The following is a 13,733-nucleotide window of genomic DNA, read 5'->3' on the forward strand; positions in this document are numbered from 1 at the left end:
GTATAATGTAGATACTTTGTAATTCTAAGTTTGAAGTAAACTGATATATATTTACATCAATTAAGTATTGTTTTCATCAGTTCATATTCTCGTTTCAAAAGTGCATTAATACACGCTATGACTCCTATTCATTATTTAGGGAGAATGGGGCATGGCCACGATCGTCGGCACAATTGAAGATGATACGATACTTGGAACGGAGGAGAAGGACCGCATTTGGGGGCTGACCGGCGCCGACACGATCGATGCGGGCGGCGGTGATGATCTGGTCGATGGCGGCGCGGGAGACGATCTCCTGACGAGCACGAGTGGCTACGACCGGCTCGACGGCGGCGACGGCGACGATGAGATCACCCTGATCGGCACCGGGGGTGCCATCACAGGCGGAGCAGGCTTCGACACTCTGGTGATCGACCTCTCCAGCGTCAGCACCGCCGTCCGGTTCAGCGGCGAGCACGGCCACGGCATCATCGGCTACAATACATCGAACTGGGAACACATCTTCTTCAACCGCATCGAGAGACTGGTGCTGACCACCGGGAGCGGCAACGACCGGATCTTCGGCGCGACCACCGACGACATAATCTCGACCGGTGCCGGAGACGACATCGTGGGCCCTTACGGCACCGACGGAGACGACGGCACCAGCATGTTGGGCGACGACACGATCGCCACTGGCGACGGCGGCGACATCATCGTCGACAGGAGCGGCGCGAACCGTATCTTTGCCGGCAATCACAGCGACAAGATCACGACCACCCTCGCTTCCGCGGTGATCGATGGCGGGGAAGGCTCAGATACGCTCTCGCTTTTCGATGAAGCGAGGAGCGAGGACCTGACTATCGACTTCGCGCGGGGCTTTGCCTCGACCGGCACGCTGATCAGCGGCATCGAGGTCGCCAGCATACATCTCGGCAGTGGCAGCGATACGTTGATCGGCGGAGATCTCGCCTCCCTCTATGCCCATCTCGGCGAGGGCGACAACTACGTTGAAGGCAGCAGCGGCAGGGACCACCTCGTGTCCGGAAGCGGCGACGACGCCCTTTATGGCGGCGCGGGCGACGACATCCTGATCAGCGTCGGTGGCAACGATGTGATGGTGGGCGGCGACGGCAACGATGAGATTCACGACTCGGGAACGAGCATCGACGACGGCGACACGGTGATCAGCGGCGGCAACGGCGACGACCTGATCCTCGTTCGTGCACCCTCTGGCATCATTGACGGCGGGGAGGGTCAGGATACGCTTCACGTCACCTGGTCACTTTCAGAAGCGGTCAACTTCGACGCGGCGGCAGGCATGCTCGGCTCGAGGCTGATCTTCGCCAATATGGAGACGTTTCAGGTGGAGGGCGGCTCCGGCGCCGACACCATCCGCACCCTCGCCGGCAACGACCAGCTTGCCGGCCTCGATGGCAACGACCGCCTCGACGGCGGGACGGGCAGCGACCTGCTCTGGGGCGGGGCGGGCGACGACGTGATGACAGGGGGCGGCGACGCCGACACTTTCCTGTGGTCGTCTGATACGTCTTCCCGCACGGGCGTCGACCGCATCACCGACTTCGACACCGAAGGCGGCGACATACTGCGCTTCGGCGACTACGCGCCTTCCGTCACGCGCATCGACAGCTTCGCAGACCTCATCGCCGCAGCAACCGAAACGGATGACGGGCTTTACATTGCATTCAACGAGTCCCAGACGTTCGGCCTCTTCCTGGACAACCTCACGCTCTCCGATCTCTCGGCGAACGACGTCATCTTCGCCTAGGTTCTATTGCATGTTTCCTTAAATCCTAGCCGATTCAAGGATAAAAACATGCAGCAATTCAAGGTGCTACAGCGTCCTTTGCGCGTCTGATAAGACGCGCGGCGCTGTAGTCAGGCTTGCGCGCCGGCGCCCATCGCCGGCCAACACCGGCGTAAGCGCGCCGCCTGCGGGCCGTTCCATCCGGTTGGATCGCGCGCGCAACCGGCACCGTCCGATTATTGCGTTTCCCGGTTGTGCTCGCGCCAAATATCCAGCAGCAGCAGCATAACCGTGAAGATAACTGGTCCGATGACGACGCCCGCCGGGCCGAATACGATGATGCCGCCGATCATGCCGATGAAGGCCACCACGGTGTGCAGTTTCAGGCGGTCTCCGACGAGGATCGGATAAAGCAGATTGTCCACCGTCGCGACGACGCCTGCACCCCACGCCACAAGGACCAGCGCCTTCTCCCATTCGCCGCTCAGCGCGAGAGACAGCGCGGCCGGGACCCAGACTATGAAGGCTCCGAGAACCGGCATTATCGCAAGCAGGCCCATTATCATGCCCCAGACCAGCGGCGACGGCAGGCCAAGAAGCCAGAAAATAAGACCACCCAAGGTGCCCTGCACGGCAGCGACGGCAAAGGTTCCGAAGATGACGGCGTAAACGGTGCTGCTCACGCAAAGGAACAGCCTGTTCATCTCTTCGGGCGCAAGAGGCGAGGAATTCTTGAGCATGGACAGCGCTTCGCGTCCGTCGCGCAGCAAATAAAACAGAAAGTAGAAGGTCAGGACGACATTGATGATCTGGGCCACCGAGCCGCGCACGAACAGTGCGCTGTAATTGGTGAGCAAAGTGGCGGCGTTGCCGGCAAGGCCGGCGAGATCGAGTTGCGTCTCCATCCATAGGAGAACCGGCGCGATCCGCGGATAGCTGGCAAGCGCCTCGCGCCAGTTGCCGGACCTCAGGGCGTCGGCGACGATCTGCGCACCCCTCGCCGCCTCATTCACCAACCGTTCCGCCACGAAGGTAATGGGCACGACAACGATAAAAGCGGCGACTACCACGGTCGTCGCGGCCGCGAGTCCCGGATAGCGGAGATCCTTCAGGACACGCCGGTGAAGCGGATGGAACATGATTGCGAGGACCAGCGCCCATGTCAGGGCCGGCAAAAAGGAGACCGCGAGCAGATAACAAACGACTGCTCCGACCGCGAACGCGATCAGGAGCACGACCGCTCGCGAACGCCGCGTCGTCAGCAACCGATCCGGAGCTATCGTTGCCTGCACCGAAACATTCTTCGCCATCGCGTGAGACCGCTCCGTTTCCGGCAGTTTGGTGCCATGGCAACGGACTTGTCAAAATTTTCCTGTCTGGCGGTCGGGCACCTGCGTTCACTGGGCCTGACCGGGTGGCGGATCTGCGCCGTGCTGCATGCTCGCCATGGTCCAATCAGCGTCGCTCGTCGGACGAGCCCCGTTTATTGGACCAACTGAACCACCGTACGGGTCCTCAGGTGAGCGATTACGCGCTTCTCGTTGACGACGGCATAAGCATACCGCTTGTCCTGGGGAACGGGGGTCAGAAGAACCGTTTCAGGCACCGGCTTGCCGACCACTATCTCTTCCTTAAGGACCAGCGGACTTGGCGGAAGCGGCTGGGCCTCAACATATTCTATGACCTTTGGCGGCGGTGGATCTATTGCCGCGCCGACCATCGCTCCCGCAACCCCTCCAACGGCGGCGCCGACCGGGCCGCCAACAACCGCACCAGCGACGGCTCCGCCAGCCGCGCCGGTCACGGTGCCTTTTTCAGATGTGTCGTGCGCTGCGACGGGAACAGCAATCAAACCAAGTCCGAGACTCAGGGCGATGGCACTCTTGATGATGACACCTTTCATCAGAGGTCCTCCAGTTATTCATCCCTTCCACAGAACAACCCGTTGCGTTGAAGAGATGTTCCAGCGCTCCTCGCCGAAGACGGCCGAAAAAGGGAGTATCAGACCTTAGTCCGATGCGGCACAGCCAGAGGTCCTAGGCCCGTTGCGGAATGTTCCTCACGGCGCATATTGCTGTAGTTGAGCGCCTACGGCGGGTTCCCCCAACACCGCAGCGGGCGCGCGCGAGGGTCCCAGAGCAACGCCCCAATAGTCCCTTCTGCCCTGTTCTGGGACCTTCATCTCTGCTTCGTCAAAAAAGCGGAACCCGGGCGCGCCGACGAGGTTTGATCGTCGGCGGAGGTTACCGCATGCGCGAGATTTGCGTTCTCGGCTTCATGGTGCTGATCGTAGTGCTCACGGCATTCGTGTTCGCGATGCTCTCCCCGTTGGGTTGACCGATCGGCGAAATTTCAGCCGGCGCGCAGTCTGCTCTCCACACGGCCCGTCATAAGCCAACCCTCAGCGCGCACCCATCCGCAAGGCGCCGTCGAGGCGGATGACCTCGCCGTTCAGCATGTCGTTCTCGCAGATATGCCGCACCAGCGCGGCATATTCCGCCGGGCGGCCGAGGCGTGGCGGGAACGGCACGCTCTTGCCGAGCGAGTCCTGCACTTCCTGCGGCATGCCGGCCATCATCGGCGTTTCGAAAACTCCCGGCGCGATCGAGACGACGCGGATGCCGAAGCGTGCGAGTTCGCGCGCGATCGGCAACGTCATCGCCACCACGCCGCCCTTCGATGCCGAATAGGCGGCCTGGCCGATCTGCCCGTCGAATGCAGCAACCGAGGCCGTGTTGATGATTACGCCGCGGGCGCCGTCGCCATCCGGCTCTTCCTTCGCGATTGCCGCGGCGGCCAGGCGGATCATGTTGAAGGTGCCGATGAGGTTGATGCCGATCGCCCGCGTGAAACTTTCGAGACGATGCGGCCCGTCGCGCCCGAGCACCTTTTCGCCAGGCGCAACGCCGGCGCAGTTCACCAGCCCGTGGAGATGTCCGAAGCTCTCGAGCGCCACAGCGACGGCCGCCTCGCCCTCCGCTTCGCTTGTCACGTCGGTCGGCGCAAAACGCGCCTTCTCGCCAAGCTCGGCCGCAATCGCGGAGCCCGCGTCGACATTGACATCGGCAATGACGACGGAGGCGCCATCGGCGACAAGGGCGCGTGCGACGGCCGCCCCGAGACCCGATCCGCCGCCGGTCACCAGAAAGACCTTGTCCCGGATCAGCATGGCCGCGCTCCTTTGGGCCGTGGGGCCGATTTCTCTTGCATCGTCTCATCCTCCCGTATCGCGCTGCGCTGCGAATCCTACTGTTTCCTTAAATCGGAGCCGATTTAAGGACAAGAACATGGAGCAATACAAAGGGGGACAGCGTCCTTTGCATGTCTGATAAGACGCGTGCGGCGCTGCGGGGGGACTACAACCAGACGTGCCGTCGGAGGACCGAGGGGAGCGGACCGTCACGCTCCGGTTCGCGCCACGATCGGCACGTAATCTTCCAGCTCCGGCGCAGGAAACTTGAGCGTCGCGCCGATCTCCGCCGAGCGGTAGAGTCCCATCAGGATCTCCACCACGGCGAGGCCGTCCTCGAAGGTCTCGATCGGCTTTTGCCCCTTGCGGAAGCATTCGACCATGTGCCGGTTTTCATCCGTGTAGCCGTAGACGCCGGCCTCGTCCTCCAACACCGGCATCAGCCCCTGCTCGGCATTCTGCTTCTCAACGAGATCTTCGCCCTCCGAGCCACTCACGGCGCGCGACATGAAGATCTTCAAGCCGGTGCCGAGCGAGTTGTATTCCAGCGCATATTCCGGGCCGAGAAGTTCGAGCTGGATGCGTAAGCCGGCGCCGACATAGGCCCAGGACGTCGTCGCCTCAATCATCAGTTCGTTGCCGTCTTCGTCCTCGAGCGTGACAGTTGCGCGAGCGAAGTCTTCGGATGGGCGGTTGCGATAGTCGACGTCCTTGCCGAACCGCTGACTCAGTTGCTCCGCATAATTGGGGCGGGTCCATTTCAGGTTTGCGACCGTGCCATTGACCGTCTTGACCTTGAGCGAACAGCGCGGCGCGCCGGGCGCAGTCAGGAGATGGCGCGCCACCTCGACGCTGTGGCACATCATGTCGGATAGCACGCCGCCGCCCTGTTTGTCGCCCTGCCAGAACCAGGGCTCATGCGGGCCGGAATGTTCTTCCGCAGCGCGTGCGAGATAGGGACGGCCGGCGGCAGAGGCCGCGCGGCGCCAGATGATCTCCTTCCCGCGCAGAACCGGTGTGCAGAAAACCTGATTTTCCAGATAGCCGTGGTTGAGACCGGCGTCCTCGGCAAGCCGCAGCATTTCGCGGGCTTCTGCGACCGTGCGTGCCAACGGTTTTTCGCAGGCGACGGCAAAGATCTTGCTGCGCCCCGCCGCGACCGCCGCGTGGAGTGCCCGCATCACGTCGAGCCGCGTGTAGTTCGGCGAAAGGATCCAGATCGCGTCGACGTCCTCGGCGCAGAGCAGCGAGTCGAGGCTTTCATGCGTGCGGCATTTGCCAAGCCCGAGCGTTTCGACTTCCTTTGCCAGGCGCGCGCGATTTTCCGCGCTGCGGCTATAGACGCCCGTGACCTCCACATTGCGGACTCCGATCATCGACTTCAGGTGAAAATGGGCGATGAAGCCGGTTCCGACGAATCCCACCCGCAGCGTCTGCCTTGGCAGCTCAGTCATTCTCTCCTCCCCACTGTGTGTTGCGGAACCAGATGCGGCGCATCACAGTTCGCGCGTATTTGTTATCCCTGCGGCGGAGCCGTGCTGCCCCGGATGTGCAAGACCGTTGGCAGGATGATCGGCTCGTCGCAATCGATCTCGGCGCCGGACAGGATCTTAAGAAGCAATTCCATGGCGGCGTGCCCGATCTCGGCGCGTGGCTGGCTGACGGTCGTCAGCGGCGGATAGAACGCCTTGCTCAGGTAAAGATCGTCGAAACCGACGACCGACACGTCGCCCGGCACGTCGCGCCCCATGCGCCGCAGCTCGTACGCGGCTCCATAGGCCATCTCGTCATTGGCGACGAAGAGCGCGGTCGGCGGCTCCGGCAGGGTGAAAAGCGCGCGGCAGCACTCCTGCCCGCTTTCGAGCAGGTAGTCACCGCGGACCTCGTAGGCATCCGGGACATCGAGCCCGGCGTCGCGCATGGCCTGGCGATAGCCTTCGCGACGGTGAAGGCTCATCAGTTCCGGAACCGGCCCGCTAATATGGGCGATGCGCCGATGACCAAGGGAGATGAGGTGCTCCACCGCTTCACGCGCGGCGCCGGCATTGTCCACCTGCACATGCGGCAGGCCCGCGCCCTCGATGATCTCGAGCGCCACGACGACGGGCACGCGGCTCGGGGCACCGCTCCAGTTTCCGCCGGCCGTCGGCAGCTTGCCGGTCATCAGGATCATGCCGTCGGCATGGCCGTCGCGCAGCATGTGAAAATACTCGGTCTCGCGGGCCGGATCATTCTCGGTATTGCCCATCAGAACCGAATAGCCGGCTTCGCGCGCCGTCGCCTCCACGCCTTTCAGGATGTCGAGATAGAAGGGATTGCCGACGTCGCGGACCACCAGCAGCACCGACATTGACTTGCGGGTCCTGAGATTGCGGGCGCTGACATTCGGCCGGTAGTTGAGCTCGCGCGCCAGATCATGGATGCGCTGGCGCGTCTCGGCGGTGACCAGTGTCGAGTCGCTCAGCGCGCGCGACACGGTCGCGACCGATACGCCCGCCCGCTTGGCGATATCCTTGATCTTCGGCCGCTCTCTCATGCACGCATCGCCCGACCCCGACCATAGAACATCATCAGCAGGAGCAGCGTCGCTCCGAACACCATCTGCCGTCCTGATTCGTCAATATTCACGGTGGTGAGAATGCTCTGGAGGATGACGAGCAGGATCGCGCCGGCCATGGTGCCGGTATAGCCGCCCTTGCCGCCGGCGAGCGACGTTCCGCCGAAGACGACCGCGATGATCGACGAGAGCGTGTACTGCTCGCCGACATTGGCGAAGGACGAGCCGGAGTAGCCAAGCAGGCACATGCCGGCAATCGCCGCGAACATGCCGGAGATCATGAACAGCGCGATGCGCATCAGCCGGACTGGAACACCCGCCATGTAGGCCGCATGCTCGTTCGAGCCGATGGCATAGATGCGATGGCCGAAAACCGTGCGGTGGAGCATGAAGGCCATGAGCACGCCGATCGCGATCCACAGCCAGATGATGCCCGGAATGCCGAAGAAGAACGGCTGCGTGACGAAGCCCGAAAGGCCCGGCGCGGCGCGGCCGGAGGGTATGCCCATGCGGATGACGACCAGCAGGCCCTGGAGAACACCAAGCATGCCGAGCGTCATGACGAGGGGCGGGATGCGCAGGAGTGTCACGCCCAGCCCGTTGAGAAGACCGAAGAACGCACCGGCAGCGAGGCAGGCGAGGATAGCCGGCAAAATACCGCCGTCGGCTCCGTTCATGACGTTGCCCGCGATGATCGCCGAAAGCGAAACGACGCCGCCAACCGAAAGGTCGATACCCTCGCGCCCGCCGAGAATGACGACGTTCTGGCCGGCCGCGACGATGCCGAGCAGCGATGCGACGATCAGCAGCCTCAGGATCTGTCCGCCGGAGGCGAAGCCCGGCGACAGCGTTTCGCGAGGTAAAGAAGAGCCGCGATCAGCACCAGGGCGATGATGAGCGGCTCACGCACGAAGGTAAGGATCCGGGTCATGCGCGCGCCCTCCTGCCCGCCAGCACGCCTGCCATCAGCACGACGAGAATGGCGAGACCCTGGACGAAATTCTGCCATTCGGAGGGCGTGCCCATGAAGAAGACGACCGAGTTGATGAGGCCGATCGTCAGCGCCCCGAGCAGCGAGCCGACCACCGTGCCCCAACCGCCGGAAAGCGCGCTGCCGCCCAGCACCACGGCGGCGACGCTGTAGAGCGTCATCTTGCCGCCGACCAACGGGTCGCCGCTTGCCGTGTCACCGGTGATGCAGAAGGCGGCAAGTGCCGAGAAAAGCCCACAGAGCAGATAGCCCTTGATGCGTGCCGACACGACCGGGAGCCCGGTCTGGTAGGCCGCCTGCTGATCATCGCCGACCGCAAGCAATTGCGTGACGAGGCGCGTGCGGCTGAGCACCAGGAGGAGGACGACCAGCACCGCCAGGATATAGAAGACAAAGGGCACGCCGAGCAGCCGGCCGCCATAGGTCCGCCAGAACAGCGCCGGCGCCGGCGTGCCGGCGACAGGAAGGATGTAAAGGGCGAACCCGGTGAAGAATATGCTCGTAGCGAAAGTCGCAACGATCGCCTGCAGCCGCAGCGCGGCGACGACGATGCCGTTCACAAGGCCGCAGGCGAGCCCCAGCAGAAGGCCAAGGGCGAGCGCCAGCAGCACGGCGCCGGCACCGCCGCCCCATCGCTCCATCAAAACGACGATCGCGACGTTGACGAGCGACAGGATCGAGCCGGCGGAGAGATCGATATCGCCGGCATAGACGACGTAGGTCTGCGCGATCGCGAGCATGATCAGCGCCATGTAGGTGCTGAGAAGCCCCGTCAGCGAACGGTAGCTGAGGCTGTTGGGCGAGAAGACGCCGTTGAGCAGCAGGAGCGCGGCGACGATCACCAGTGCCGGCAGAAAGGGATAGCGCTCCAGAAGCTTCCGGATGCCGCCGGCGCGCGCTCTCGGAGTGACTGTGACATCTGCCATCACGCGGCCTCGTAAGCGGCTTGATAAAGATTGTAGCGCGTGCGGTCGGCGCCCGTCAGCTCGCGGCTCACCGAGCCACCGTTGAAGACCAGGATGCGGTTGGCGTTGCCCAACAGTTCGGCGTCTTCGGATGAATAGAGCAGGATGCCAAGGCCCTCGGCCGCCAGCTGACGGATCAGCGCGAAAAGGTCGGCCTTTGCCGAAAGGTCGATGCCCTTGGTCGGGTCGTCGAGCAGCAGGACATTCGGCCGGTCGATCAGCCAGCGGGCGATGATCACCTTCTGCTGGTTGCCGCCGGAAAGCGAACTGATCGGATGGAACAGGCTCGCAAACTTAGTGTGCATGCTTTCGAGCGCCGGCGTCACCTTGTCGCGCAGCTTGGAAGGCCTCGCGATCATCAGACGATCACGCAGGTAATGGATCGGCGTGACGTTCTCAATGATCGGCCTGCCGCTAATGACGCCGTCGCGGCCGCGATCGCCGGAAACGTAAGCGCAGCCCCGCCGGATGGCTTCGCGCGGGCTCAAGGCGTCAAGGCGGTTGTCGCCGATCAACACCTCGCCGGACGAGATCGAGCCGGCGCCGAAGATCGCCCGGAGCAGCGCCGACTGGCCCTGGCCGTGGAGGCCGCCGAAGCCGAGGATTTCGCCTTTGGCGACATCGAAACTCACATTGCGGAAGCCGGCACCGGAGAGATCGCGGACAGTCATCGCCGTTCCGTCGGCGAGGTCGACGACAGCCGGGGCAGACGATTGCGAAGCCGGCATGTCGCCGGAGCCGCCGACCATCAGGCGGATAACCGAGGCAGCATCCGTCTCGGCAAGATTGAGCGTCGTGATCGTCTCGCCATCGCGAATGATCGTCACCCGATCGCCGATCGCCTTGATCTCGTCCATGCGGTGGGAAATGAAGATGACGCCCCGGTCCTGCCGCTTCAGATCGCGCAGGATCTCAAAGAAACGATCGACCTGGGCCCGGTCGAGCGCGGAAGTCGGCTCGTCGAAGATGAGAATCGGCGCCTCGCTCGCCAGCGCCTTCATGATCTCCACGAGTTGCCGCTGGTCGGGACGCAGGTTGCCGACAAGAGCGTCGGCGGAAAATCCTTCCCCGGCTACGTTTTCGAAGAGCCTGATGTAGCGCGCCGCACGCTGCTTGAGCAAAACCCGGTCGACGAACAGATGGGACTTGATCGGCAGGGCGGCAAGACAGATGTTTTCCTCGACCGAGCGGTGAGCCGCAAGGCTCAGCTCCTGATAGAAGATGCCGATCCCGTGTCCGCGCGCCGAGCGCGGCCCGGTGATCGTGATCGGCCTGTTGTCGATGAGGATCTTTCCGGCGTCCGGCCGCACGCTGCCTGCAATGATCTTGCAAAGCGTGCTCTTGCCCGATCCGTTCGAGCCCATGAGCACATGAACCTCGCCGGCCATGACCTCCAGATCGCCGCGGCGTAGCGCCAAGGTGGCGCCGTAAGCCTTGCTTACACCGCTCAGTCTCAGTTTCGACATGGAACTTCGTCCGTTACGGTGCGAAGGCATGCGCGGGCCGATCCTCGGCCCGCGCTACCATCGGACACGCTCACTTGAAGAGGGCTTCCGCGTCTTCGATCGAAAGCGAGCTGGTATAGGAATAGTAGCCCGGCTTGCCTTCGAGCTGCTTTGCAGCATCGCCCAGGTTCTTGCTGTCGATGAACGGAATCGGCAGGTAGAGGGCGTTGCCGTACTGGCCGGCCTTTGCCGGCTCCTTCAGTTCCTTGCCCTGCAGCATCAGCACCGCGACATTCAGCGCGCTCGCCATCACGCCCGGCGGGTTGACGGTCGCGCCGGAATTCAGCTTGTCCTTGACCCAGAGATCGATGAAGTCCTTGCGGATTTCGCCCGTTGCCGCGATCTGGCCGGTCTTGCCGGCGTCCATGATCGACTTCCAGGCGCCGGCGGCCATGCCGTCCTGAACCACGACACCGTTCACGTCGGGATAGGTGGCAAGGATGTTCTGCATCGCCTGCTGGCCCTGGGCCTGATCCCAGTTGGCGTTGACTTCGTTGACGATCTGGATGTCCGGATAGTCCTTGAAGACCTGCTTGTATCCCGCCACGCGCATCTCGTTGGCCGGATGGCCGGCAACACCGTTGATGGCGACGACCTTACCCTTGCCGCCCAGCGTCTCGGCAAGCCATTTCGCGCCGGCGGCACCCCAGGCGGTCTGGTCGATGCCGACATAGATCGCGTCCGGAGACGAGACTTCCGCGTCCGTCGCGATGACAAGGATTCCGGCTTCCTTCGCCTGGGCGAAGATCGGATCGAACGCGGTCGGGCTGTTGGGGTTGACGATGATGGCGTTCACGCCTTCGGCGATGAAATTGCGGATGTGGGCGATCTGCCCGGGCACGTCAACATTCGCGCTCTGGACCGAGACCTCGACGTCAACGCCCTTTTCCTTCCACTTTTCCGCAGCGGCCTTGGCCTCGTCGATCATCTGGGTGCGCCATTCACTGCCGACCCAGCCGTTCGAGAGACCGATCTTGAAGGTCTCTGCGTTGACTGCCTATGCCGAGATGACGATGGACGCAACTGTGCTGAGCGCTACCGCGATAAGTTTCCTCATAAGATCCTCCCAAATCTTGCGGAGACATGAAGCCAGAAAATGTAATCGATTTCAATGGTGATTTGGCGACCTACACTGCGTCGTGTGGCGGACAAATGGCCGCGAAAAAACGTCCCGCGCCACCAACGGCGACGCCGGCGGTTTCATTCGTTTCCAAAAGTCAGATGTCGACTTGCAGCAGGATCCTCCCAATGCGGCGCTATCCGCTTGGCCCTGCAGCCACCGCGCGTTTCAGACCACGACGTTGCCGACGATGTCGCTTTCGCAGAAAACGAGGTTCGGCGAATAGCCTTGCGCAAGGAACTGTTGGCGGTCGCTTTCGGCGACGACGAAGACGGCCGAGCGCGCGATCTCATTTGACCCAAGCTCCGGAGCCGGGGAGACGACGGCGACGTCCTGGCGCAGGCCGAGCTCGCGCAACAGGCCCTCAAGCGACGGCGGGCTGTCGACGCCATGCAGGATCACGCGGTTGACTTCGGCAGCCGCATTGATCTGCCAGGCAAGCGTCTGTACGGCCACCATCAGCGGCAAGGAAGCCTTCAGCTGCCGGGCGACCGGATGGTGCTCGAACCCGGCAAGCGCCATTCGCGTGTAGATTTCATAGGCCTTGACGTAGTCCTTCTTGGCTGCCCACATCCGCATCGCAACGGCCATGCGCATGCAGGTGAACTGCTTGATCGACGTGTCCTGTGCCGCACGACGATCGGGTGTCATGCGCACGGCTCCACGCTTCACTCCGACGTGAAGGAAATATTCCAGACCACCACGGTAACGGTCCCAGGCGGTCAGCAGTTCGTCGTGGCCGGCTTGCGGGCGGTCCCGCCCGATCTTCGATTGGACGACCTGCCTGTAGAAAGGCTTCTTCAGAAACGCGACGCCGCCGCTTTCGAGAAAATGCGCGAGGTTGGAAAAAGCCCAATAGGCGAAGTGACGCGGCAGCCACGCAACGCGCAGCGCGGCGGTACGGTAGATTCCGATTTCCGGAAAGATATGCCGCTCGACGATGAAGGCGAAAAGCCGTTCGAATTGATCCTTGTCGAATTTGATGTCGGCATCGATTTGGTAGAAGAGGTCCGTATCTCTTCCTTCGATCTCGTTATGGACGAACCACGGCGCAAAGCAGGCGGACAGTTCCGGATTCCTGTCGAGGTAGGCGATAGCCTCGGTAAGGCCATCGATCGCGAGCATGTCGTCGTCTGCGAGATAGACCGCATATTCGCCTGCCGCGTGGCGGAAGGCGCTGGCGAGATTTGCGTCGACGCCGCGGTTCTCCAGGTTGCGGAAATAGCGGATCGGCAGCCCTTTGCCGGCGAAGGTTTCGACAACGTCCCGAGTATCGTCCGTGGACGCGTTGTCGGAAACGACGACCTCGAAGCTGAACGGGATGCGGTAGAGGTCGACGAAGCGGCCGAGCGCATTCTCCAGAAAGCGGGCCCGGTTGTAAGTTGGGATGCAGATGCTGAGCTTCACGGGATCCACTGCGTATTCCTCTAAAGCAAGTCCAGGAAAAGTGTGTAACGGTTGTCCGTCCGGAATTGCGCAATTCCAAAGAGTTCGCTCGAATGGCGACTGGACGCCACCGAGAGGCCGCTGCTCCCGAAGTCCCGCGCAGCCTGCGCAAGACTGAGAACCAATGAGCACACTTATTCCGTTGCGATCTTGTGTGAGGCTTGCCCGGTCGCGGTTCGTGCGGGAGCGACGGCGCCGACGGCCTGGCACAT

At 62.7% G+C, this 13,733-nt stretch carries 10 protein-coding genes and 1 pseudogene; 1 reads left to right on the forward strand and 10 read right to left on the reverse strand.

The genetic code is table 11. The features are described 5' to 3' along the window. Positions 1–151 precede the first annotated feature (151 nt). Positions 152–1,768, forward strand: coding sequence for an SMc04171 family calcium-binding repeat protein (locus ILFOPFJJ_RS17420; RefSeq protein WP_173511827.1), 1,617 nt, complete (start codon positions 152–154; stop codon positions 1,766–1,768). A gap of 215 nt (positions 1,769–1,983) precedes the next feature. Here ILFOPFJJ_RS17420 and ILFOPFJJ_RS17425 read toward each other — a convergent pair whose 3' ends face one another. The 10 genes and pseudogenes from ILFOPFJJ_RS17425 to ILFOPFJJ_RS17470 all read right to left on the reverse strand — a co-directional run bounded on the left by ILFOPFJJ_RS17425 (position 1,984) and on the right by ILFOPFJJ_RS17470 (position 13,491). Next, positions 1,984–3,057: an AI-2E family transporter gene (locus ILFOPFJJ_RS17425; protein WP_173511828.1), complete on the reverse strand. Its 1,074-nt coding sequence runs from the start codon at positions 3,055–3,057 to the stop codon at positions 1,984–1,986. A gap of 173 nt (positions 3,058–3,230) precedes the next feature. Then, a complete protein-coding gene (locus ILFOPFJJ_RS17430; protein WP_173511829.1) occupies positions 3,231–3,650 on the reverse strand; it encodes a DUF1236 domain-containing protein in 420 nt (139 codons plus the stop codon). Between the two features lie 498 nt (positions 3,651–4,148). Beyond that, positions 4,149–4,916 carry a 3-hydroxyacyl-CoA dehydrogenase gene (locus ILFOPFJJ_RS17435; RefSeq protein WP_173511830.1) on the reverse strand — a complete coding sequence of 256 codons (768 nt, stop codon included), beginning with the start codon at positions 4,914–4,916 and terminating at the stop codon, positions 4,149–4,151. Positions 4,917–5,146: 230 nt separating this feature from the next. Beyond that, positions 5,147–6,391, reverse strand: coding sequence for a Gfo/Idh/MocA family protein (locus ILFOPFJJ_RS17440; RefSeq protein ID WP_173511831.1), 1,245 nt, complete (start codon positions 6,389–6,391; stop codon positions 5,147–5,149). 62 nt (positions 6,392–6,453) lie between these two features. Further along, positions 6,454–7,473 carry a LacI family DNA-binding transcriptional regulator gene (locus tag ILFOPFJJ_RS17445; RefSeq protein WP_173511832.1) on the reverse strand — a complete coding sequence of 340 codons (1,020 nt, stop codon included), beginning with the start codon at positions 7,471–7,473 and terminating at the stop codon, positions 6,454–6,456. Next, positions 7,470–8,425 (reverse strand): annotated as a pseudogene (locus ILFOPFJJ_RS17450) (ABC transporter permease). Before ILFOPFJJ_RS17450 ends, ILFOPFJJ_RS17445 begins: the two are co-directional and overlap by 4 nt. Further along, positions 8,422–9,411 (reverse strand): ABC transporter permease, encoded by a 990-nt coding sequence (locus ILFOPFJJ_RS17455; protein WP_173511833.1) that lies wholly within the window; start codon positions 9,409–9,411, stop codon positions 8,422–8,424. The pseudogene ILFOPFJJ_RS17450 and the gene ILFOPFJJ_RS17455 overlap by 4 nt, the downstream one beginning before the upstream one ends. Continuing rightward, positions 9,411–10,916: a sugar ABC transporter ATP-binding protein gene (locus ILFOPFJJ_RS17460; protein ID WP_173511834.1), complete on the reverse strand. Its 1,506-nt coding sequence runs from the start codon at positions 10,914–10,916 to the stop codon at positions 9,411–9,413. Before ILFOPFJJ_RS17460 ends, ILFOPFJJ_RS17455 begins: the two co-directional genes overlap by 1 nt. 70 nt (positions 10,917–10,986) lie before the next feature. Continuing rightward, a complete protein-coding gene (locus ILFOPFJJ_RS17465; RefSeq protein WP_312032725.1) occupies positions 10,987–11,928 on the reverse strand; it encodes an ABC transporter substrate-binding protein in 942 nt (313 codons plus the stop codon). A 315-nt stretch (positions 11,929–12,243) separates the two neighbouring features. Then, a complete protein-coding gene (locus tag ILFOPFJJ_RS17470; RefSeq protein WP_173511835.1) occupies positions 12,244–13,491 on the reverse strand; it encodes a glycosyltransferase family 2 protein in 1,248 nt (415 codons plus the stop codon). Positions 13,492–13,733 lie beyond the last annotated feature (242 nt).

Source organism: Sinorhizobium psoraleae (assembly GCF_013283645.1).
Lineage (GTDB): Bacteria > Pseudomonadota > Alphaproteobacteria > Rhizobiales > Rhizobiaceae > Sinorhizobium > Sinorhizobium psoraleae.

What these genes read in the sequence shown, in the direction of transcription:
- ILFOPFJJ_RS17420 (WP_173511827.1), top strand. Translation starts at nt 152, where the DNA reads ATGGCCACGATCGTCGGCACAATTGAAGATGATACGATACTTGGAACG.
- ILFOPFJJ_RS17440 (WP_173511831.1), bottom strand. Translation starts at nt 6,391, where the DNA reads ATGACTGAGCTGCCAAGGCAGACGCTGCGGGTGGGATTCGTCGGAACC.
- ILFOPFJJ_RS17460 (WP_173511834.1), bottom strand. Translation starts at nt 10,916, where the DNA reads ATGTCGAAACTGAGACTGAGCGGTGTAAGCAAGGCTTACGGCGCCACC.
- ILFOPFJJ_RS17425 (WP_173511828.1), bottom strand. Translation starts at nt 3,057, where the DNA reads ATGGCGAAGAATGTTTCGGTGCAGGCAACGATAGCTCCGGATCGGTTG.
- ILFOPFJJ_RS17435 (WP_173511830.1), bottom strand. Translation starts at nt 4,916, where the DNA reads ATGCTGATCCGGGACAAGGTCTTTCTGGTGACCGGCGGCGGATCGGGT.
- ILFOPFJJ_RS17455 (WP_173511833.1), bottom strand. Translation starts at nt 9,411, where the DNA reads ATGGCAGATGTCACAGTCACTCCGAGAGCGCGCGCCGGCGGCATCCGG.
- ILFOPFJJ_RS17445 (WP_173511832.1), bottom strand. Translation starts at nt 7,473, where the DNA reads ATGAGAGAGCGGCCGAAGATCAAGGATATCGCCAAGCGGGCGGGCGTA.
- ILFOPFJJ_RS17430 (WP_173511829.1), bottom strand. Translation starts at nt 3,650, where the DNA reads ATGAAAGGTGTCATCATCAAGAGTGCCATCGCCCTGAGTCTCGGACTT.